At 37.9% G+C, this 24000-nt stretch carries 17 protein-coding genes; 15 read left to right on the top strand and 2 right to left on the bottom strand.

Annotation, left to right across the window (positions count from 1 at the left end; all coding sequences use genetic code 11):
* Nucleotides 1-4: 4 nt before the first annotated feature.
* The 8 genes from HMPREF3106_RS08580 to pepF all read left to right on the top strand — a co-directional run bounded on the left by HMPREF3106_RS08580 (nucleotide 5) and on the right by pepF (nucleotide 15360).
* A complete protein-coding gene (locus HMPREF3106_RS08580; protein ID WP_083278681.1) occupies nucleotides 5-637 on the top strand; it encodes a V-type ATP synthase subunit D in 633 nt (210 codons plus the stop codon).
* Between the two features lie 193 nt (nucleotides 638-830).
* Nucleotides 831-6989: a SpGH101 family endo-alpha-N-acetylgalactosaminidase gene (locus tag HMPREF3106_RS08575; RefSeq protein ID WP_070445895.1), complete on the top strand. Its 6159-nt coding sequence runs from the start codon at nucleotides 831-833 to the stop codon at nucleotides 6987-6989.
* Nucleotides 6990-7436: 447 nt separating this feature from the next.
* The gene (gene ileS, locus HMPREF3106_RS08570) at nucleotides 7437-10226 is read left to right on the top strand and encodes an isoleucine--tRNA ligase (protein WP_070445892.1); all 2790 of its coding nucleotides are present in this window, start codon (nucleotides 7437-7439) and stop codon (nucleotides 10224-10226) included.
* A 127-nt stretch (nucleotides 10227-10353) separates the two neighbouring features.
* A complete protein-coding gene (locus HMPREF3106_RS08565) occupies nucleotides 10354-11031 on the top strand; it encodes a 5-bromo-4-chloroindolyl phosphate hydrolysis family protein (protein ID WP_049555794.1) in 678 nt (225 codons plus the stop codon).
* A 1-nt stretch (nucleotide 11032) separates the two neighbouring features.
* Complete coding sequence (locus HMPREF3106_RS08560) at nucleotides 11033-12226, top strand: toxic anion resistance protein (protein WP_049555793.1); 1194 nt, start codon at nucleotides 11033-11035, stop codon at nucleotides 12224-12226.
* Between the two features lie 214 nt (nucleotides 12227-12440).
* The gene (locus tag HMPREF3106_RS08555) at nucleotides 12441-12932 is read left to right on the top strand and encodes a helix-turn-helix domain-containing protein (RefSeq protein WP_005605026.1); all 492 of its coding nucleotides are present in this window, start codon (nucleotides 12441-12443) and stop codon (nucleotides 12930-12932) included.
* A 14-nt stretch (nucleotides 12933-12946) separates the two neighbouring features.
* On the top strand, nucleotides 12947-13438 hold the full coding sequence (locus HMPREF3106_RS08550; protein WP_070445889.1) for an endolytic transglycosylase MltG: 492 nt from the start codon (nucleotides 12947-12949) through the stop codon (nucleotides 13436-13438).
* 128 nt (nucleotides 13439-13566) lie between these two features.
* A complete protein-coding gene (pepF, locus tag HMPREF3106_RS08545) occupies nucleotides 13567-15360 on the top strand; it encodes an oligoendopeptidase F (protein WP_070445886.1) in 1794 nt (597 codons plus the stop codon).
* 46 nt (nucleotides 15361-15406) lie between these two features.
* On the opposite strand, the gene HMPREF3106_RS08540 is transcribed toward pepF, so the two are convergent.
* Nucleotides 15407-16360, bottom strand: a complete 954-nt coding sequence (locus HMPREF3106_RS08540) for a type I phosphomannose isomerase catalytic subunit (protein WP_070445883.1) — start codon at nucleotides 16358-16360, stop codon at nucleotides 15407-15409.
* A gap of 11 nt (nucleotides 16361-16371) precedes the next feature.
* Nucleotides 16372-17100: a GntR family transcriptional regulator gene (locus HMPREF3106_RS08535; protein ID WP_070445880.1), complete on the bottom strand. Its 729-nt coding sequence runs from the start codon at nucleotides 17098-17100 to the stop codon at nucleotides 16372-16374.
* Between the two features lie 157 nt (nucleotides 17101-17257).
* Here HMPREF3106_RS08535 and HMPREF3106_RS08530 point away from each other — a divergent pair, with 157 nt between their 5' ends.
* The 7 genes from HMPREF3106_RS08530 to HMPREF3106_RS08500 all read left to right on the top strand — a co-directional run bounded on the left by HMPREF3106_RS08530 (nucleotide 17258) and on the right by HMPREF3106_RS08500 (nucleotide 23952).
* Nucleotides 17258-18667, top strand: a complete 1410-nt coding sequence (locus tag HMPREF3106_RS08530; protein ID WP_039848727.1) for a glycoside hydrolase family 1 protein — start codon at nucleotides 17258-17260, stop codon at nucleotides 18665-18667.
* Between the two features lie 17 nt (nucleotides 18668-18684).
* Entirely contained in the window at nucleotides 18685-19980 is a 1296-nt protein-coding gene (locus HMPREF3106_RS08525; protein WP_005605038.1) for a PTS sugar transporter subunit IIC, read from the top strand.
* 4 nt (nucleotides 19981-19984) lie between these two features.
* Nucleotides 19985-20287 (top strand): PTS sugar transporter subunit IIB, encoded by a 303-nt coding sequence (locus HMPREF3106_RS08520; RefSeq protein ID WP_049555786.1) that lies wholly within the window; start codon nucleotides 19985-19987, stop codon nucleotides 20285-20287.
* Between the two features lies 1 nt (nucleotide 20288).
* Entirely contained in the window at nucleotides 20289-20609 is a 321-nt protein-coding gene (locus tag HMPREF3106_RS08515) for a PTS sugar transporter subunit IIA (protein WP_049555785.1), read from the top strand.
* Nucleotides 20610-21119: 510 nt separating this feature from the next.
* A complete protein-coding gene (locus HMPREF3106_RS08510; RefSeq protein ID WP_050755079.1) occupies nucleotides 21120-22247 on the top strand; it encodes a 5-formyltetrahydrofolate cyclo-ligase in 1128 nt (375 codons plus the stop codon).
* Complete coding sequence (locus HMPREF3106_RS08505; RefSeq protein WP_005605053.1) at nucleotides 22240-22938, top strand: rhomboid family intramembrane serine protease; 699 nt, start codon at nucleotides 22240-22242, stop codon at nucleotides 22936-22938. The genes HMPREF3106_RS08510 and HMPREF3106_RS08505 overlap by 8 nt, the downstream gene beginning before the upstream one ends.
* A 45-nt stretch (nucleotides 22939-22983) precedes the next feature.
* Nucleotides 22984-23952, top strand: a complete 969-nt coding sequence (locus HMPREF3106_RS08500) for an ROK family glucokinase (protein WP_005605054.1) — start codon at nucleotides 22984-22986, stop codon at nucleotides 23950-23952.
* Nucleotides 23953-24000 lie beyond the last annotated feature (48 nt).

Raw genomic sequence — 24000 nt, 5'->3', positions numbered from 1 at the left:
TCCTTTGACACGATTGAATGTCAAACCAACCCGAATGGAATTGACGAAATTAAAGCATCGTCTTGTCGTGTCAAAAAGGGGGCATAAACTCCTGAAGGATAAACAAGATGAGTTAATGCGTCAGTTCATCGAATTAATTCGAAAAAATAATGCGTTACGTGAGGCGGTTGAAACTCGTCTCGTAGAAGGAATGAAGAGCTTTGTTCTTGCGAAAGCAACATTAGAAGAAGCGTTCATTGAAGAGCTTGTGGCGATTCCGCCACAAAGCGTATCCTTAGATCTTCAAGAAAAGAACATTATGAGTGTATATGTTCCAGAAATGAATTTCACTGTGAAAGATGAAAATGAGGAAAGTGACTTCAAATATGGTTACTTGAACTCAAATAGTGAGATTGATGATTCTGTAGAGCAAATCTCAGATGTGTTAAATGATCTACTAGAGTTGACAGAGATTGAAAAAACTTGCCAACTTCTTGCAGATGAAATCGAGAAAACAAGACGTCGTGTAAATGCCCTTGAATATCGATTGATTCCTCAACTAGAAGAAACGATTTACTTTATCGAAATGAAACTTGAAGAAAATGAGCGCGCAAGCATTACCCGTATTATGAAAGTCAAAGATATGGGACAAAAATAAAATGAGGTCCTTAGCACTATTTGTGCTAAGGATTTTTTTAGCGTTTAAGTTTTGTTAAATAATAAACAAAATGGAAGCGGTTTAAAAAAGAGCAAAAAAGTATAAGTAAAGAGCAAGAACGTTCATGTGCCAAGATTATTAAAATGCTAAAATTATTTATGGAAACGTTTTTATAACATTAAGGAGGGGTATTATGTATAAACATAAAAATATGGAGAAGAGACAGCGCTTCTCTATAAGAAAGCTCACGGTCGGAACTTGTTCTGTGATTATTGGGGCTTTCTTTTTTGGCACACTTCAACCTGTTTCTGCTAGTGAAGTAGCTGGAACAGAAGTCGTTGCAACTGCAACTGCAACTGAAAATGGGCCAAATCATGAAGCTGTACAAAATACTGAGGAGAAATCAGGGGAAGCGGTATCTGAAGTAACAGCAGCAGACACGCAGACACCTAAGAATAGCTCCGAAGAAAAACCGGTTACGGAAGCTTCTGCCAAGGAAGGTACTGAAGCAACTTCTCAAGAAGGAACTGGAGAAGTAACCAATAAAGAAGAAAAAGCTACTGAAGCAACAGCAACTGAACATGTTGAAACGGGTAAAACTGAAACAGGTGCTAAAGCTGAGGAAGCAAAAGAAAAAGAAGATAAAACAGTAGAGAAAAAATCTGAAGAAGAAAAAGCTGCAACAGCTGCTACTGGAGAAAATAGAGAAGCAACTGAAAAAACAGCTCCAACGAAAGAGTGGGATTCTTCTAGTAGAGTAAAAGGGAAAGTAGAAGTTATTGAAGAAGGTGGCGTTCGTTACAATAAATTAACTTCAACATCATCTAATGACAACGGAGCCAATGAAGCTTTATTCGAAAAACAAGGCTTACAAGCAGATGAAGAAGGAAATGTCAACATTGATTTAACCTTTAAAGCCAATACGGCACCTGCTGAAACTCGATTTGGTGTCTATCTAAAGTATAAAGATAATGACAACAACATCTTTGTAGGATACGACAAAGGTGGTTGGTTCTGGCAATACAAAGGACCAGGTGTAAACACTTGGTATAGCAAGACTCGTGTAGAAGCGCCTGCTATTGGTGAAGAAAATCATCTTTCTATTGTTTATAAAAAAGATGGTCAATTAAACGCAACGAATAATGGACAAAACTTATTTAGTACTGAGGTTGTCCCAGAGGCAGTGAAAAATGCTTTAGCGGGTATCAAAAAAGTTTACTTAAAAGCAGGTACTTGGGGATCAGAATTAACTTCAGTATCGATTAAAGCTGATAACCAAGAAAATGTAAGACAAGATAATGAACCAAATAATCCAGTGGATGATGGTCTTGCTAGAAACGACCAAGATGTTCATTATGAAACGCTACAATCTGAAACATTAAAAGCGATTATTGATACTGCGTTTCCACGTGTGAAAGAATATGAATTAGATGGTAAGACATTAACAGGTCAAGTTCAAAAAATTGATAAAATGTCTATCAATGGCGTTTTAGTAAAACCAGAAGTTCAATATCGTAAAATTGACGATAAAACAGCTGAGTATGTGATGACAGTAAGAAATGATGATGAATTCATCAATGCTGAGATTACTGTTAAATTACAATTAGTTGGAAACGAAATGCATTTTGACGTTACTAAAGTAGTCAATAAAAATAACGTTGAAATGGGCAAACCGGTAGACAATGTTCGTAAACTTATTCAAACCATTGAATTCCCTGGAAATACACTTGTTTCAGTAGGTTCTAACAAACAAAATGCCAAATTTGATGGGGCTCAAATGTCTACAAACACTCATAGATCTGGAGATTACCATTTAGATTTACACTCTGGAAAAATGAATGAGTATACTTACGGATTTATGTATGGATTTGTTTCCTCAAATGAATTGTCAGCATCTGTTTGGAGTAACTCACAATTCACTTATCAAGGAAATGACTTTGCACGTCTAACTACTGCATTACAAAGAGTTGAAGGTGTAAACTACTTAGGAATTCAAAGTTCACCTTATTGGTATCAACGTGCTTATAAGAATTTGGTATACCCTGAATATACTTTAGAATTACCAAGTTCAAAAGTTGTTATTACAAAAGATTTAAATAAAGATAATGTCGTGGACTGGCAAGATGGTGCGATTGCATATCGTAATATCATGAACAATCCAAAAGGGGCAGAATCTGTTCCAGATTTAGTCGCTTATCGTATTGCGATGAACTTCGCTTCTCAAGCGCAAAACCCATTCTTAATGACTTTAGATGGTATTAAGAAGATTAACTTACACACAGATGGCTTAGGTCAATCAATCCTTCTTAAAGGATATGGTAGTGAAGGTCACGACTCAGGTCACTTAAACTATGCAGATATCGGTAAGAGAATTGGTGGGGTTGAAGACTTCAAGAAACTGTTAGCAAGAGCAAGAGAATACGGTGCGAAAATCGGTATTCACGTAAACGCTTCTGAAACATATCCAGAGTCTAAATACTTTAGTGAAGCGATTCTTCGTAAGAATCCAGACGGAACTTACATGTATGGTTGGAACTGGTTAGACCAAGGGATTAATATTGATGCTAGCTATGACTTAGCTCACAACCGTCTACAACGTTGGAAAGAATTGAAAGAAAAATTAGGAGAAGGACTTGATTTCATTTATCTAGACGTATGGGGTAATGGACAATCAGGAGATAACTCTGCTTGGCCAACTCATATCATCTCTAAAGAAATTAATTCTCAAGGTTGGAGAATGACAATTGAGTGGGGTTATGGTGCGGAATATGATTCAACATTCCAACACTGGGCAGCTGACTTAACTTACGGTGGATATACACTGAAAGGAATTAACTCAAATATCACTCGATTCATCCGTAACCACCAAAAAGATTCATGGGTGGGAGACTATCCAAGCTACGGTGGAGCAGCAAACTATCCATTACTTGGTGGATATAATATGAAAGACTTCGAAGGATGGCAAGGTCGAAGCGACTACGAAGGATATATTCGTAACCTCTTCGAAAACAACATTATGACGAAGTATTTTCAACACTACAAAGTATCTAAATGGATTAATGGAAACCCAGTTGCAATGAGCGATAACGGTCAAAACTATAAGTGGACACCAGAAATGGAAGTACATTTAACAAATGACAAAGGGGACGAAGTGAAAATCGTTCGTCAATCCAATGATCCAAATAGTCCAGATTACCGTAAACGTGTGACGACATTAAATGGCCGTGTCATCGAAAATGATGGTAGCTATTTAGTTCCATGGAACTGGGATGAAAATGGTAAACCTTTAACAGGTGACAAAGAAAAAATGTACTTCTTTACAAACACAACTGGAACAACTGAATGGACACTTCCTGAAGATTGGACTGGAGATAAAGTATACCTCTATCGTTTAACAGACCAAGGAAAACAAGATGTTGTTGAATTAACAGTTGGCGCAGATCGTAAGGTTCAAATTACAGGGGACGCATACCAACCATATGTACTTTATAAAGCTCCTCAAGGCAAAAAGACAATGGTATGGAGTGAAGGATTACACATCTACGACCAAGGTTTCAACAGTGGAACATTAGATCATTGGGAAAAAACAGGAGATGCAGAACATGCAGAAATTGTGAAATCTCAAGGTGCAAACGAAATGCTTCGTATTCAAGGAAACAAAGAAAGAGTAACCTTGAAACAACGATTAACTGATTTGAAACCAAATACGAAATATGCAGTTTATGTAGGGGTAGATAACCGTAGTGATGCTCGTGCAGATATTACAGTTCGCGTTGGCGATAAAGTAATTTCAAATTACACGAATAAATCAATTGCGAAAAACTATGTTCAAGCACATGCTCATAACACATTGAAAAAGAATGCAACAATCGATAATACAAGTTACTTCCAAAATATGTATGTATACTTTACTACAGGGGATGATGTTTCTAACGTAACATTAGAACTTGGTCGTGATGCTGATGAAATAGCAACTTACTTCGATGAAATTCGTGTGTTTGAAAATAAATCAGTCATGTATGGTGATAACCACGATACAGGTTCTGGTAAATTCAAACAAAACTTTGAAGAGGTGCCTCAAGGAATCTTCCCATTTGTAGTTGGGGATGTAGAAGGGGTTCAAGATAACCGAACTCACTTATCTGAAAAACATGAACCATATACTCAACGTGGATGGAATGGTAAGAAAGTCAACGACGTAATTAAAGGGGATTGGTCATTGAAGACAAATGGTTTATCAGGATATGATAAACTTGTTTACCAAACAATTCCTCAAAACTTCCGCTTTGAAGAAGGTAAAACTTATAAAGTAACATTCGATTACGAAGCAGGATCTAATGGAGCATACTCATTCGTAATTGGTAATGGAGAAAATAGTCGTCGTAGTAAATTAACAAAATACGATTTAGAAAATACTTGGGAAAAATCTTCAAAACCTAAGAGAGTAAGCTTCTACGTAACAGGTGAAAAAGGTGGAAACACTTGGGTTGGTATTTACTCAAATGCTCGTGGTGCTGATACAAAAGGTGACACAAATAATAACGAAATCAACTTCAAAGGTTATAAAGACTTCATGATGGATAACCTCGAAATTGAAGAAATTAAGTTAACTGGTAAGATGATTGTTGATGATGCATTTGAAAAGAACACACCAGTCGTTAACGGAAATTACAAATCTGAATCTCTAAATGCTTATAAAGATGCAGTTGCTGCTCTATTAGAAGCTGAAGATGATATTAGTATTGAAGATGCAAAAGCTTTAGTACAAAGAGTACAAGAAGCAAAAGACGCTCTTCAAGAAAAACGTACAACTCCTACTTGGGATGATATTGAAGACGGAGGAATTGAAGCTCCTTATGAAAATGTAGATAATCCATACTATGCGTTTGATAATAATCCAAATACATTGTGGCATACACCATATGGAGTTGACAGTTTAGGACAATCTCTTAAAGTAACATTTAAGACTCCACTAGAATCAACTCGTTTTGAATATGTACCAAGACAATCTGGTGCAAATGGACGAGTGATGAGCGGAAGTTTAACAGTTATTGATGAAAATGACAAGGAACATCACTTTAGCTTCCAAGGTTGGAGAAATGATGCTAAGACGAAAGTTGTTAATTTTGGTGCTCCAATTAAAGTGAAGAAAGCTATCTTTACTGGTAATGAAACTTATGGGGACTATGGACATATTTCTGCTGCAGAATTACGTTTTGTATTACCAGTAGAAGCCGATACTCCAGTAGATGAGTCAGCGCTTAAAGCAGAAATCGATCGAGTAAGTAAAATTGACCGTAAAGAAGTGAAAGAATACTTAGCTGGTCTCATTGCTTATAAAGAAGGACTTGCTGGACAAAATCTATTGACACCAAATGCGGTTCAACGATTAGTGGAAGAGTTGAAAGAAGTGAAGGAAACGGAAGAGCCTCAACCAAATCCAGACCCAGAGAAACCAACTCCAGATCCAGAGAAGCCAACTCCAGATCCAGAGAAGCCAACTCCAGATCCAGAGAAGCCAACTCTAGATCCAGAGAAGCCAACTCCAGATCCAGAAAAACCAACTCCAGATCCAGAAAAACCAACTCCAAATCAACCAAACATCGAATTACCTCTATACGAAACAGAAGGTGTGAAGGTAACGATTGATAAGAAGACAGGTATTGCGAGATTTGAAGACGAAAATGGAGATACTCCAGTTGTTGTTGAAGTTCCAACCAAATACTTGGATAAGAAGATTAAGATGCTTAAGGTTGAAAAGGTAAGTGGAACGATTAAGAGTCTTGATGGAAAAGAATACCAAGCTTATGAAATTACTTTTGCAGCAAAAGATGGAAGTGCTGTAGCGGTAAATGGAGAAGCAAAAGTTACTTTCCCAGTAGATAAAGAAGTGGATAATGCATACTTTGTAACTGATGATAGAGAAACCGCTAGCCCAATTAAGTTTACTAAAGGGGAAGGTAATTCAGTAACATTACATGTAGGTCACTTTAGTTTATATGCAGTAACATTTAAAACTGCATCGCCTGCTACACCAAGTAATCCAGTAGTTCCTTCTAATCCTTCAACACCAAGCAATCCTACAGCACCGGTGAATCCATCAACTCCAGATAATTCTTCTACTCAAGTAGATTCTGGTACTCAAGCAAATCGTGGTGGTGTGGTTGCTGCAGCAAATGAAGGTGTTAAAACACCTGCAGCTCCTGCTCAACAAGCAAGTGCTAAATCTGAAAAAGAAGCTTTACCAAATACAGGTATTGAGGATGCAACTCCAGGTCTAGTAGGAGCAATCCTAGCTTCACTCGGTGGATTAGGATTAATCTTTACGAAAAAAGGTAAAAAAAGAGAATAGGAAAGAAACAATCATTGCCTATAAGGGCCCACCTAACCAGCCCTTATAATCATGAAAAATAGTCTGCCCTCAAACCGGTTCACAATGTGAGCCGGTTTTCTCCTTTTAAAAAAGTAAAAGGTTGCAAAATATTTTGAAATAGCGTAAAATTTATCTGTTCAATGAAGAGAACAACTTGTATAAATATACTTTGTAGAGAGTCGATTGTAGGTGGAAGGTTGGCAGTCCCTGTTTATAGCAAGAATCATCTCTTGGAAACTTTTCTGAAATACATGATAGATTAAGAAGGGTCGCTTAAATGGCGTTAACAATTTACCTAGGCAAATGAATATCATTTGTAAATATGGGTGGTACCGCGGAATTGATTTCGCCCCTGCTGTTTGCAGGGGCTTTTTTATGTTTTTAGGAAAATGATTGAAAAAGAAGTCTAATTAAGGAGGAAAATTGATGAAAATGAAGGAAACCTTACAAATTGGGAAAACAGAATTTCCAATGCGTGGGAACTTACCAACAAAAGAAGTAGAATATCAAAAAGAATGGGAAGAAGCCGATGTATACGGACAACGTCAAGCGAAGAATGAAGGGAAACCATCATTCGTTCTTCATGATGGACCACCATATGCTAATGGTGCACTTCATATGGGACATGCCTTAAATAAAATTTCGAAGGACTTTATTGTTCGTAGTAAATCAATGAGCGGATTCCGTGCACCGTATGTTCCAGGATGGGATACACATGGACTTCCAATCGAGCAAGCTCTTGCGAATGCTGAAGGGGTTGACCGTAAAAAATTATCAATTGCTGAATTCCGTAAATTATGTGCGGAATACGCATTACGTCAAGTGGACAACCAACGTGCGGAATTTAAACGTTTAGGGGTTACGGGTACATGGGATAATCCGTACCTAACACTTCAACCAGAATTCGAAGCAGAACAAATTCGTGTATTTGGTAAAATGGCGGAAAACGGCTATATTTACAAAGGGTTAAAACCTATTTATTGGTCTCCATCAAGTGAATCTTCACTTGCGGAAGCTGAAATTGAATATAAAGACGTAGAAAGCCCATCTATTTATGTGGCGTTCAAAGTGAAAGACGGAAAAGGTGTTGTATCTGATGATGCGTCATTCGTTATTTGGACAACAACTCCTTGGACACTCCCAGCAAACTTAGGGATTTTCGTACATCCTGACTATGTATATGCAGAAGTGAAAACTGAAAAAGGTACTTTTGTAGTAGCGAAAGAATTAGTGAACTCACTTGCTGAAACTCTTGGTTGGGAATCAGTGGAAGTAGTAAAAGAATTCCGTGGAACTGAATTGGAATATGCAACAGCATGGCATCCATTCTACGAACGTGAATCACTAGTGATGCTAGGGGACTACGTAACGCTTGATGCGGGTACTGGTTTAGTTCACTCAGCTCCTGGACACGGGGAAGACGACTTCTACTATTCACGTAAATACAACTTAGATGTATTATCACCAGTGGATAACCAAGGTCATTACACGGCGGAAGCTCCTGGTTTTGAAGGAATGTTCTATGCTAAAGCTAACAAAGTCATTACAGACATGTTAGCTGAAAATGGTTCATTACTAAAACTAAGCTATTTCGTGCATAGTTACCCACATGACTGGAGAACGAAGAAACCAGTTATCTTCCGTGCAACTCCACAATGGTTTGCGTCAATCGATGCGTTCCGTCAAGATATCTTAGATGTGATTGAAAATGATGTGAAATGGTATCACCCATCTGGACAAGTCCGTATTTATAATATGGTTCGTGACCGTGGTGACTGGGTTATCTCTCGTCAACGTGTATGGGGGGTTCCACTTCCTGTATTCTACGCTGAAAACGGAGAACCAATCATCACTCCAGAAACAACAGAACACGTTGCTAAATTAGTGGAAGAATTCGGTTCTGACGTATGGTTCGAACGCGAAGCAAAAGACCTATTACCAGAAGGATTTACACATCCAAGCAGTCCAAATGGTACATTTACAAAAGAAATGGACATCATGGACGTATGGTTCGACTCAGGTAGCTCACACGCTGGTGTATTAAGCATTCGCCCAGAATTAACATTCCCAGCTGATTTATACTTAGAAGGATCAGACCAATACCGTGGATGGTTCAACTCAAGTTTAACAACAAGTGTAGCGGTTCATAAACAAGCGCCTTATAAAGCAGTTCTTTCTCAAGGGTTCGTAATGGACGGGGAAGGCAAGAAGATGAGTAAATCTCTAGGAAACGTCATCTCACCTGCAAAAGAGATGCAAACAAAAGGGGCAGACATTATTCGTCTATGGGTATCTTCTGTGGACTATGAATCAGACGTACGTATCAGTACTGAAATCTTAAACCAAGTCTCTGAAGCATACCGTAAGATTCGTAACACAATGCGCTTTATGTTAGCGAACACTACAGACTTCGAACCATCTAAACATGCCGTAGCGTTTAAAGACCTACGTAGTGTGGACCAATACATGATGATTCGTTTCAATGATGTTGTGAAAACTATTGAAGAAGCGTATGAAAGCTACGAGTTCTCAACTATTTACCAAACAGTGATGAACTTCTGTACCGTTGATTTATCACAATTTTACTTAGACTTTGCAAAAGACGTTGTGTATATCGAACATGAAGATAACTACGAACGTCGTGCAATGCAAACAGTCATCTACGATATTTTAGTGAAATTAACGAAATTACTAAGTCCAATCTTAGTTCACACGAGTGAAGAAGTTTGGAAACACTTGAAGGAAGAAGAAGCTTATGTTCAATTAGCTGATTTCCCAGCAGTTGAAAATTACGAAAACAAAGAAGAAGTATTAACACAATGGGCTGAATTCTTCAAAGTTCGTAACACTGCTTTGAAAGCTTTAGAAGAAGCTCGTAACGAGAAATTAATCGGTAAGAACTTCGAGGCAAAAGTAACGCTTTACCCATCTAATGAAGTTCGTGCTTTATTAGAGGGCTTAAACACCAATGTCGCTCAATTATTCATCGTCAGTGAATTAGAAGTGGCTCAAGAAGGAGTTGAAGCTCCATCGAATGCTGTTGAAGGCGAAGGCGTGAAAGTCGTTGTTGAACATGCCAAAGGTGAAACTTGTGAACGTTGCCGTGCTGTGAAGATTGAAGTAGGAACATTAGAAGATGCGCCAACTTTATGTCATCGTTGTGCAGCAATTGTGCGTGAACACTTCCCAGAAGCATTAGTTCCGGAAGCAGAATAGTAAAATTTTAACTGAGCCTGAGAAATTCGGCTCAGTTTTTTTGAATAAAAATCATATAAAAATCGGCCTTAAGTACCATGTTTAACAAGATGAGAATGATACAATAATGCTATAAGGAGGGAATGCCATGAAACAGTGGTTTAGACTAATAAAATTGAGCTTTTTTATCTTGTTAACGTATAGATTGGCGGATTATGTGGATGGCTCAATGAAAAAAGGGATAGTAGTAACTGTTTTATTACTTGCCATTTTCTTTTTTGTTCTATTTCCTCGAGAGATGGAGGTTCAATCATTTTTTGAAAAAACAAAGAAACCTTTGAAAAAGACTTCCACTAAAGTACAAGAAGGGTATGAACAATCTGGACTTTCCAAACAGGATATTGAATATTTCAGACAAAAAATGGCGGTCGTAAAAGATCAAATCAACGAAATTGAGGACAATATCCAAGGATATACAAAACTCAGAATTATTGCGAATCGCTATAATACTTCAATAACAATGAAGGATTACTTTAGAGAACTTGTGGCAAATCCAGAGAAATTACCAGATGCAGATTTGTTTGTGCATACTTGTGTACCTTCGCTAAAAGAAATGACCTCAGCTTACCGGAAGATGAGTGAGCAACCCGTTAAAGGAAGTGAAACTTATCAAACGTTGCAAGAATTGGCTGAAAAGATTGAACTCACTTGTGAGAAGTTAGAAGAAGATTATTTACATTTCCAAGAAGATAGAATTCAAAATTCTGAAGCAGAAATGGACTATGTCTCTCGAAAGATTCTAGAAAAAGGTAAAGGAGCAAAATAAAATGACAGAAGAAAAAACTAGCATGGTAGATGCCCTCATTCAAAATCCCTTTGGTGAGGATGTTGTGAAAAATACAAGTTTACAAGATGTTTCGGCTGATTTTCCACAAGAACAAGTAGAACCACAAAAGGCTTTGGTGGATTCATTGCCCGAGAAACAACAAGAACAGGCTCGAGCTTTAGCGAAACAAATCGATGAAAAGAATATGCAAGCCATTATTAGTTATGGTGCGGGAGCTCAAAAGCAATTAGGGGAGTTTTCACATTCAATGCTTGCTCATGTTCAAAATAAAGATACTGGCGAAATTGGCGACACCTTAAATGAATTGATGATGCGCCTAAACGAGACGAATCCACAAGATTTAGTGGCAGAGGACTCTAATATTTTCCGTAAAATTTTTGGACGTGTGAAGAAATCTATTTACGAAATGCAATCGAAATATCAAGAAGTTGGATCTCAAGTAGATAAGATTGCTGTGAAATTAGACCATGAAAAAAATGGCTTATTAAATGATAATTTATCTCTTGAACAGCTCTATCAACGGAATAAAGAATTTTTTGAAGCATTAAGCATCTATATTGCTGCAGGGGAATTGAAAATTGAAGAAATGCAACAACAATTAATTCCTGAAGCCATGAAGAAAGCCCAAGAAACTGGAGACCAAATGGATGTACAAACCGTTAATGATTTGCATCAGTTCCTTGATCGTTTGGAAAAAAGAAATCACGACTTGAAATTAACGCGCCAGATGACGATTCAACAAGCGCCACAAATTCGCTTAATTCAAAATACAAATCAAACATTAGCAGAAAAAATTCAATCTTCTATTACAACAACGATTCCTTTATGGAAAAATCAAATTGCGATTGCAATGACATTACTTCGTCAAAAAGATGCGGTTACAGCGCAACGACAAGTGTCTGAAACAACGAACCAATTAATTCAAAAGAATTCGGAAATGTTGAAAATTTCGACGATTGAAACAGCTCGTGAAAATGAACGAGGTATTATCGATTTAGAAACACTTCAAAAGACACAACAAGACTTAATTGAAACGTTAGAAGAAACGATCTTGATTCAACAAGAAGGAAGACAAAAACGTAGAAAAGCAGAATATGAATTGACACAAATGGAGCAAGAACTTCGAGAAAATTTATTAGTATTAAGTCAAAAAGAAAAACGAATCAATCAATAAATGACGGATTCGGATAAATGAAAAATCTTTACCTGCTCATTCCATTCGGATGAAATAAGGTAAAGATTTTTATTTTTCAGTAAAACATCAATATATTTCACATTATGACAAATGCTTAACAAAATGATAAACTCTGCCGTGAACCTTGATATTTTCTCTAACATTATTTAAAATAGGATGAAAGGAAAAAAATATTATTTAATGAGGTGAAAAAATGCACGTATGGGTTGTAGTTCTAGCGTTATTAGCATTAGCAGTATTTTTCTTATTCATTTCACTATTCTTAAAGGATAATCAAAATGAAGAGGAGATTGATGAATTAGCGGAAGGTTTATTAGAATTAAATCGTGAAGTATATTCATTAAAGAAAAAAATTCAAGAATTAGAAGGAACAACTGTTTACAAAGGACCATCAGTTGAGCCAACTTACGAAGAAGTTCGCGCTGCAAAACAAGCAGAAGTCCGTGTAGCTGAAAAACCAGTTTTAGAGGTAGTTCAAGAAACGACTCCTGTTGAAGAAGAAGTAACTACAGTAGAAGAAGTTGCTGTGGAAGAATCTGGTCGTCTACACAATGTAACTAAACAACAAATTATTACATTATTTAGCCATGGAAATTCAGTAGAAACAATTTCTGAGCAATTGAATGTACCTGTTTCAACAGTACAATTAGTGATTGATAATTATTTTGAAGCAGATGCGAAATAAGGAGGAAGAAGAACATGAGTAAAACGAAATTTCGTTCTTTAGGAATGGGCTTCTTAGTAGCAGCGTTAATTTTAGCATTGGTAACAGTGATTTGGCCATTAGTTCCACAATCATTGAAAAGCCAATTAGATGCAGTGAATTTGCCAATCGTTACTGAAGGAGCAAATGAAGCAAGCTATAAAGCCGCTTACGAATCTTTATTAGCTGAAAAAGAATCAAGTAGTAAAGCATCATCAACAAGTGCTTCAGCTACGACTCAAGCTTCAACAACAGAAGCAGCAACTACTCAATCTTCAAAACCTGTATCTATTACAGTTGAAGAAGGTGAATCATCAAATGATGTTGCTGAAAAATTAGAAAAAGCTGGATTGATTAAGAGTGCCAAAGAATTTGTTGATTACTTAACAACAAATAACATTGCTGAAAACATCTGGACTGGAACTTTCGATATTAAACCAGGAAGTTCTAATGAAGAAATCGCACGTGCTATTGGTGCGCTACGTTAATAAGAAATGCAGAGTGTTACAGTCTCAAGGCTGTAGCACTTTTTTATTGAAATAAATTAAAATTTTCTGAAAATCAGATGAAAACTATGGTACAATGGGAGTACGATTTTAGAAAGTGAAGTGAGAGTATGATTGAAAGAAGTCAAGTAGACGTAAATCAAACATGGGACTTATCGCATTTGTTTGAAACAGAAGAAGCTTTTAACAAAGCGTTAGAAGACTTAAAAGGAAAAGTAGATGCTTTCCAAAAAGAATACGAAGGAAACATTACAACGGCACACCAAGTGAATGCTGGTTTAGCTACATACCGTACCTTATTAGAACAACGCGGTAAAATTTCTGTGTATTGCAACCTTGCTGTGAGCGCGAATACAAAAGACAAAGAGGCACAAACACGTGCTGCTCAAACACGTACAGTGTTAGCAGGATTAGATGCTAAATTAAGTTTCTTTGAATCTGAATTAAGCCAATTGGATGATGCAGTATTAGAAGAAGCACGCTTGAATAAAGAAGATGCCTTATATATCGAACGTCTCTTAGAAGATAAAAAACATTTATTATCAAAAGACGTCGAAGCAACTCTAGCTGCTTTAGGAAATACTTTAGATGCCGGTTACCAAGCTTATAATGATATCAAATTTAAAGATATGCACTTCCCAGATGTAGAAGCAGACGGACAAGTGATTCCGATGACCTACAACAGCTTCGAAGGACGTATGCAATCTGAACCAAATACAGCAATCCGTCGTGAAGCCTTTAAAGTATTTAGCGACACATTACGCAAATACCAACACAGCACAGCTTCAGCGTATAACACACAAATTCAAAAAGAAAAAACAATGGCAACATTGCGCGGATTCGATTCAGTGATTGATTATTTATTAGACCGTCAAAAAGTTTCTCGTGAATTATACGACCGTCAAATCGATGTCATCATGGAAGAATTGGCGCCACATATGCGTAAATTTGCACGCCTCATCAAAGAAATCTATCAATTGGATGAAGTGCGCTACGAAGACTTGAAACTGGAAGTAGATCCAACATACGCGGCCAAAGTAACGTATGACGAAGCAAAACGATACATCTTAGAAGGATTAGAACCTCTAGGAGAAGATTACCTCAAGATTATGAAGGAAGCCTTCGACAATCGTTGGATCGACTATGCTGAAACAATTGGTAAACGTACTGGGGCGTTCTGTTCATCACCTTACGGGGCAAACTCATTTATCTTAATGTTCTTTACAGAAGATATGAATGACTGCATGACATTAGCGCATGAATTAGGCCACGCAGGTCACTTCCAATTAGCGTATAAACACCAAAATATTCTAGATGGTCGTCCAAGTATGTACTTTGTGGAAGCTCCATCTACAACAAACGAATTATTAGTTGAGTTCTACTTGAAGAACAAAGCGGGAGATGACTTACGTATGAAACGTTGGATTATTTCTCAAATGGTCGCTAAAACGTACTACCATAACTTTGTGACTCACTTATTAGAAGCGTACTTCCAACGCGAAGTATACCGCTTAGTGGATGCAGGTAAGAGCTTAGACGCAGATACGTTAAATGATTTATTTAGAGAAACTCTTGCGAAATTCTGGGGACCAGAAGTGGTTCTTACCAAAGGAGCAGAGTTAACATGGATGCGTCAACCGCATTACTACATGGGACTCTATTCATACACTTACTCAGCTGGGTTAACAATTGGTACACAAGTGGCGAAAATGATTCAAAAAGATTCAAGTGTGGCAAATACTTGGGTAGAAGTATTGAAGATGGGCGGAACGAAGAGTGCAGAAGAGCTTGCCAAAGCAGCAGGCGTGGATGTCTCAACAGATGCACCACTGAAAGATACGATTGCAACAATCGGTGGTTTAATCGACGAAATCGTAGACATTACAAAACAATTGAATGCATAAAAAATTAAGGTCAGCAAGGAAATCCCTTGTTGACCTTTTTTCGTTTTTATTGGTTTGATTGAGACACAATCAGTTGTACAGATCCGTTGATTTGAAGTGTAGGTGTTCCAGAAGGAAGAATAAAGGAATCTGCTTTTTGGATTGGATACTGTGTTCCATCGACTGTGAGCGTCCCTTTTCCGTCTAACACCGTCACAAGATGATAAGTAGAAGAGAGGGCATCGCTGTAGTCGCCGTTAATATCGTATTTCCAAACGGTGAAGAATTTATTTTCTACAAAAGTCGTTCTTGTTCCTGCTTCAGTCGTCACCATTTGGTGGTTAGTTGTTGGGACACTATGCGGAATCGTTGTAACATCTTTTGTTTGTTGAATATGCAGAGGACGAGGGTTACCAGCATCGTCAGTGCGGTTGTAGTCATAGACGCGATAAGTTGTGTCTGAATTTTGTTGCGTTTCAAGAATCACAATACCGCCGCCAATTGCGTGAATCGTCCCGCTTGGAACATCGAAGAAATCGCCTTCTTTAACAGGAACTTCAGTGAACAGGTCGTTCCATGCTTCATTATCGATTTTCTCTGCAAATTCTTCAGGAGTCATCGCCGTATGTCCGTAGACAATTTTTGCGCCTGGCTCTGCTTGTACGACATACCAGCATTCATTTTTCCCATATTCACCTTCATGTTCCAGCGCATATTTGTCATCTGGATGCACTTGAATTGATAAGTCATCGGATGCATCTAGTAACTTAATCAGAAGAGGGAAGCTTGCTAATTGTTGGCCATTAAAGAGTTCTGGATGTGTTTTATAGAGTTCATCCAACCCTTGTCCTGCATATTCTGCAGGGCTTTTTATCGTTGAAATTCCATTTGGATGTGCGCTGATAATCCACGCTTCTCCTGTTTTCTCAGAAGGGAGAGTGAAATTAAAAAGAGAATTTAGTTTTGTTCCTCCCCAAATTTTCTCTTGAAGAACAGCATTTAAAAAGATTGGTTTTGTCATAATTATGCCTCCTATGATGAATGTCTTAGTGCAAATGAATTAAATTCAAATAGATCGTATCTATGACGGCTAATCGAGTACTCAAATGGAGTTCCGTTATCCAAATAGGCCACTTGTTCTACTTCAAAGACAGGTTCTGTTGGAAGGAGTTGTAAATAGTCTTGCTCATCTTCTGAACTAGGTGCTGCACGTAAGATTTTAGTAGCACTTGCAATGCGCAAGCCTAATGGACCTTCAATATATTGATAGATGGAGTTTAATAAAACTTCTTCCGTAATCCCTGGAATGACGCTTGTACTCATATAGGTTTGTTCTAATACGTACGGCTTGCCGTCGATAATGCGAAGACGGTGAATGTTGTATATAGGACTTTGCAAGGGCACTTGTAATTTTTCTGCTAGAAATTCAGAGGCAAACTCTAATTTGAAGTGGATAATCTTGGATTCAACAGTGGAGTGTGAATCCTCAGAAATCTTCGTCAGTCCTTTAATATCGCGTTCTGGAACGATGAGTTTTCGTTTCAACGTACCACGAGAGAGGACAAATGTACCTTGGCCACGTTTTCGGAAGATGAGTCCTTCAGAGACGAGTAAGTCTAATGCCTTCTTGACCGTCATTCGACTGCTATTAAATTCTTTCGTTAATGTGATTTCATCAGGTAATTGTTGGTTAATGGCGTATTCGTTACTTAAAATCTTTTCACGAATCGCATGATAAATCTGTAAATATTTTACGCTCATCGAATGTCATCCTTTCTCTAAACTTAGCCATATTATAACAAATGTAGAATGAATAGGCAAAATCAACAATTTGAATACTATTCATAAATATTGTCTAGACAAATATTTAAATTGTGATATACTATACGTGAAAGAGCTTACAGAAAGGAGGTTAATTATGAAGAAACAATTGAGTTTCCCTCAAGGGTTTTGGTGGGGTGCTGCTTCAAGTGGACCGCAGACAGAAGGACAATTCGATAAGGCACATGAAAATGTGATGGATTACTGGTTTAGAACGGCTCCAGAAGCTTTCTTTAATGGCGTCGGTCCAGATGTGGCGAGTGATTTTTATCATACGTATCCTGAAGATTTTCGTTTGATGAAGGAGATTGGATTTAATTCATTCCGGACATCGATTCAATGGAGCCGTTTGATTAAAGACTTCGAAACGGGTGAAGCTAATCCAAAGGCTGTGGAATTTTACAACGCTGTTATTGAAGAAGCGAAGAAAAACGATATTGAACTTGTACTGAATTTACATCATTTCGATTTGCCAGTTGAATTGCTTCAACAATATGGCGGTTGGGAAAGTAAACATGTCGTGGACTTATTCGTGAAGTTTACCAAGACTGCGTTCGAATGTTTTGGCGATAAGATTCATTACTGGACAACTTTCAATGAGCCAATGGTCATTCCAGAAGCAGGATACTTATATGCATTCCATTATCCGAACCTAAAAGGGAAAGGGAAAGAAGCTGTTCAAGTGATTTATAATCTAAATCTTGCAAGTGCCAAAGTGATTCAACTGTATCGCACATTAGGATTGGAGGGTAAGATTGGGATTATTTTGAACTTGACGCCGGCTTACCCAAGAAGTGATTCTCCAGAAGATATAGCAGCAAGTCAATTTACAAATGATTTCTTTAACAGAGTCTTCTTGAATCCAGCGGTGAAGGGAACATTCCCTGAAACCTTGGTGAAAAAACTAGAGGAGGACGGTGTGTTGTGGAGTCATACTGAAGAGGAATTGCAGCTCATTCGAGAAAATACAGTCGATTTTCTTGGAGTGAATTACTATCATCCAAAACGCGTTCAAGCGCAACCAAATCCTGAGGAGTACAAAACACCTTGGATGCCAGACCAATACTTCAAAGAGTATGAATGGCCTGAACGTCGCATGAATCCATATCGTGGATGGGAAATCTTCCCGAAAGCCATTTATGATATCGCCATGATTGTGAAGGAAGAATATGGCAATATCCCATGGTTCATTAGTGAGAACGGGATGGGTGTGGAAAACGAAGGTCGCTTCATTGGAGAAAATGGAGTCATCGATGATGTGTATCGTATTGAATTTTACGAAGAACATCTCACTTGGCTACATAAAGCGATTGAAGAAGGTAGCAACTGTTTTGGATATCATACATGGACTGCTTTTGATTGCTGGTCTTGGAATAATGCGTACAAGAATCGTTATGGATTTATTTCTGTAGATTTAGAAACGCAAAAGAGAACCATCAAGAGTAGTGGAAGATGGTATCGCAACGTTAGTGACAATAACGGATTTGAAGTAGAAGTCGAGGAATAAAGAGAGGAGATATTCAGATGAAAAACTCGAAATTTATTGACAAATTTGCCGCGTTTGCTGGTAGATTGGGGAACCAAATTCATTTAAAAACCCTAAGAGATGCATTTGCGACAGTAATGCCATTATATATTTTGGCAGGTTTAATTGTTCTTTTGAACAACACAGTATTTAAGTGGATTTTTGAAGGGGATACATTAACGAAATTCCAATATTGGGGTATTACAATCGCAAACGGTACTTTAAGCATTTCAGGAATTATTATCGCCGTAATGGTCGGTTATTTCTTAGCGAAAAACAGAGATTTTGAAAACCCATTGGCAGCATCAATGCTATCATTAGTTTCTTTAATTGTTATGATGCCAAATACAGTTTCTGCAGTTCCTGATGGTGCAAAGGATGCCGTAAATATTTCAGGCGTTCTTTCATTTAACAACACAGGTACAGGCGCAATGTTTGCAGGGGTTATCGTAGCGATTCTTGCAACAGAACTATTCATCAAATTATCAAGTGTCAAAGCATTACAAATTAATCTTGGTGACAACATTCCACCAGCAGTTGGTAAATCATTCAGCGTATTACTTCCAGTAATGACCGTTATTTCATTATTTGGGGTTGTATCAGCATTATTATTCAACTTATTTGGAACAAACTTAATCTCAATTATTACAGTCTTCATCCAAGAACCAATTCGTCATATTGGTACAAGCTTAATTGGGGTAATCATTATTTACTCTCTAGGAAATATGTTATGGCTATTTGGGATTCACCAAGCCGTTATTTACAGTGCAATTCTAGAACCATTACTATTAATTAACATTACAGAAAACATCACTGCAGCAAACAATGGACAAGCGATTCCACACATCATCAACTTATCTCAAGTTCAAACATTTGCTTTAATGGGTGGTAGTGGATCTACATTATGTTTATTAGTTGCAACATTCTTAGTAAGCCGAAATGCTGCTTCTAAAAACGTAGCTAAATTATCATTTGGACCTGGACTCTTCAATATCAATGAACCTGTATTATTCGGTTACCCAATCGTTTACAACATTTCATTAGCGATTCCATTTATCGCAGTTCCAGCTCTTGGTATTTTAATCAGCTACTTAGCAACAGTTGCAGGCTTCATGAGCCCAGCATTTGTACAAGTTCCTTGGACAACACCAGTCTTCTTAAATGCATGGTTAGCAACAGCAGGGGACTTCAGAGCAGTTCTCGTTCAATTAGTCATCTTTGCACTTGGAGTTCTTCTATACATTCCATTTATCAAAGTTCATGACAAAGTTGTGGAACAAGAAATGAAGGGATAAGATTATGAAACAAATTTTATTAGTATGTAATGCAGGCATGTCGACAAGTATGCTCGTTAAAAAAATGCAACAAAGTGCGACTGAACGTGGAATTGAAGTTTCTATCGAAGCAAAATCCATTACAGAAGCGAAAAAGAATATCCATGAAGCAGATGTTATTCTCATTGGACCACAAATTCGTTATGAGTTGCCTGCAGTAAAAGAAATCGCAGGGGATATTCCAGTAGAAGCCATCGATATGCGTGACTACGGAATGATGAACGGTCCAAAAGTATTAGACCAAGCACTTACATTGATAGGAGAATAAAATGACAGAAGAAATGGAACTCATCTGTTTCCAGCTGATTGCCAATAGTGGTGCAGCCAAATCCTCTTTTGTAGAAGCGATTCAATTGGCTAAAAAAGGTTTTTTTGAAGACGCAAATGTAAAACTTGTGGAAGCAGAAGAAGCCTTCGTCGAGGCGCATAAAATTCACGCAGAGCTGATTCAAAAAGAAGCAGGCGGAGAAAAAACAGAATTCTCATTATTGTTCATGCATGCCGAAGACCAAATGGCTTCAACGGAATTAGTTCAATTGTTAGCTCAAGAGTTGATTGAGCTTTATCGTGAAAGACACGAACAAAAGTGATTTAGAAAAACACAGATTAGCATTTCTGCTAATCTGTGTTTTTTATTGACTTTCCTTCTTAGAAAGAAAAGATTCCGGAGAAGCTTACGGATTCTATAATAGCAGTAACGTGAAGAGCATCGAATGTAAGGGAGAAAGAGTTTACTTCGTAGTTAAAAACTTTATAAAGGTAGACGCAGTAGCTGATTGAATCAAGCTTCATCACTTGTGATTCGCTTAATTCTAATCAGCCTTGCGGGGGTAAGACTACAAAGCAAACAGGACTCACACTGTGAGTCCTGTTTTGTCTTTGGTCTTACTCCCGTTTGAAGCTTCGAAGGTGTAAGACTTTGGCTTACACCGGTGCAACGTTACAGCTATTATGAAGATATCCGTAAGACTTCGAAGGAATCTTTTTCTATGTTGAGAAGAGACAATCATAATAAATAGAATCATTAAGAAATGCCTAAATCCTTTTAAATCGCGTGAATTCAATGATAAAATAAACTGACATCAACCATGGAGGAACGTATGGAAGACAAAAAATTATTGATGAATACATATACAGGTCGCGTGTTTAATCCGCTTGAAATGGTACCAGACAACGTAGCCATTGAAGATATCGCGCATGCCTTAAGTATGATATGTCGAGGAAATGGACATCTTCGTTTCTTTTATTCAGTAGGATTGCATAGCATTAACTGCGCACAAGAAGCTATTGCTAGAGGATACCAAACAGGAACGGTCCTTGCGTGTCTATTGCATGATGCGACAGAAGCTTATATCGCTGATTTAATTCGTCCTGTGAAAAATCAGTTGCCAGAGTATGAAGTAATTGAAAATAACTTATTTGAAGTGATTAAAGAGAAATTCTTCTTGCAACATTTAGAAGAAAAAGAATGGACAAAAGTGTGGGCGATTGATCATGAAATGCTCTCTAATGAATTGCCTGTGATTTTAACGGACGAACCAATCATGGAAAAAGCGCCATTACTCAGCAGTCCAATTTTGGAAGAAAGAAGCATGCGCGCGGTAGAACTCGAATTCTTGAAGTTATTCACAGAACTCTTTGAGACGTATCAAAAAGACGTGAAGAACTTGAAACGCGCTCAGCAAAAGAGAATACTCGAAGAAATGACTCCAGGGAAACGACGCGCAGAAGAAAGACGGGTAGTAGAGTGGCTGAAAGGAATGCCACAATGGATTGAGGCTAAAACAATCGCTGTAACGATGCCAATGAGAATTGAATTTCAATTAGACTTGGTCGTTCAAGAGGCTAGAAGTGCAGGTAAAAAAGTTTTTGCTCCAGTCACAATGCCCGATAAGACATTAGTGTTTGTAGAGTGGAATGAACAAACAACCTTTAAACGTACGTCGTATGGAGCCCTAGAGCCAGTGATTGATAGCGCGCATCCGCTATTTGAAGCCAAAGATTTAGATTTAGTGATTGTTCCTGGATTACTGTATAGCACTAAAGGAGATCGTATTGGATTTGGCGGTGGCTATTACGATAGAACCTTGCAAAAGGTGGACGATTATCGTATTCTCTCGCTAGCATATACAACTCAGGTGACTCCTGTTGTCGACTGGCCAGTATTTGAAACGGACATTCATATTCCAACGATTATTACAAGTGAAGGAGTGGTTCGAGATGTTTAAAATCAATCCATGGAAATTAGAACGCATGAAGCGCAATTTCAACGAGAGCTTCAGCTTTACTTATTTATTTTTAGCGATTCAAGCAGCATTATTTATCGTAATGACGCTTGCAGGTGGTAGCACGAATGGACAAGTTCTTGTTAATTTCGGGGCGAAATTCAATCCGTATATCATTTATCAACATGAATATTATCGGTTTCTCACCCCAATTTTCTTACATATTGGATTGGAACATATTTTATTTAACAGTGTTTTCTTATATATGATTGGCCGTCAGATGGAATATGAAATTGGTCACTGGAGATTCCTTGTGGTATATCTGTTATCAGGAATCATGGGAAACCTGGCTAGTTTTGCTTTTTCATCAAGTATATCTGCGGGGGCAAGTACGGCACTCTTTGGACTTATGGGAGCTGTAGTTTATTTATCACGAAAACACGGCTACATTCGTTCTTTTAGGCAAATGGGAATGCAATACGCAGGACTTATCGTTATCAATATTGTCCTTGGATTTATTAATTCAGCCGTCGATAACTATGGGCACTTAGGAGGACTCGTTGGTGGATATTTAGTGATGTTGGCGATTAGCTTTAGAGGCGACCGCCTGACAAAACCTGCTTCACGCATTGCTGGAATTGTAGCGTATTTTGTCATCGCATTTTTACTATTTTGGCTAGGAATGAAAAGATAATGCTGTTATAATGAAAGCATATACAAGTTTCATGGAGTGAATACAATGGAAAAGAAAATTATTGGTATTGATTTGGGCGGAACGTCCATCAAATTTGCGATTATTTCACTTGAAGGTGAAGTTCAACAAAAATGGTCGATCCCTACAAATATTTTAGACGAAGGAAGTCATATTGTAGAGGACATCATTGAGTCGATTCGTCATCGTTTAGAATTATTAGGACTAACAAATGAAAACTTTGCTGGAATCGGGATGGGTTCTCCAGGTGTTGTGGATAGAGAAAATGGTACAGTGATCGGTGCCTACAACTTAAACTGGAAAACATTACAACCATTGAAAGAAAAAATCGAAGGAGCACTCAGCCTTCCGTTCTTCATTGATAATGATGCCAACGTAGCAGCATTAGGTGAAAAATGGATGGGTGCTGGTGGAGACCAGCCAGATGTAACCTTCTTTACACTTGGAACAGGTGTTGGTGGTGGGATTATCGCTGAAAATCGCTTGATTCATGGTGTTGCTGGTGCTGGTGGAGAACTTGGACACATTACGGTAGATTTTAGTGACCGACCTTTTGCATGTACTTGCGGTAAAAAAGGCTGTCTTGAAACCGTGGCAAGTGCAACAGGAATTGTGAACTTAGCGCGTCGTTATGCCGACGAATATGCAGGCGATTCAGAATTAAAAGCAAGAATCGATGATGGGCAAGATGTCAGTGCTAAAGACGTATTTGATTTGGCTAAACAAAATGATCCTTTAGCCTTAATCGTGATTCGTCATTTTTCTAAATATTTAGGAATTGCATGTTCACATGTTGCCAATATGTTAAATCCATCATTCATCGTCATTGGTGGTGGAGTGAGCGCAGCAGGAGAGTTCTTGCTAGAAGGCGTTCGAAAAGAATACGAACAATTAGTTTTCCCACAAGTACGCGAAACAACACATTTACGTTTAGCTGAACTTGGGAACGATGCAGGAGTCATTGGAGCAGCTTCTTTAGTGCTTTTGAAAGATTAAAAGAAACATGATACAATATCTCTTGTCTGATTAAATATTTATTAAAGG

This window comes from Granulicatella sp. HMSC31F03, from assembly GCF_001807725.1.
Lineage (GTDB): Bacteria > Bacillota > Bacilli > Lactobacillales > Aerococcaceae > Granulicatella > Granulicatella adiacens.
The sequence above is the reverse complement of the archived record's forward strand: the minus strand, read 5'-3'. Positions and strand labels throughout refer to the sequence as shown.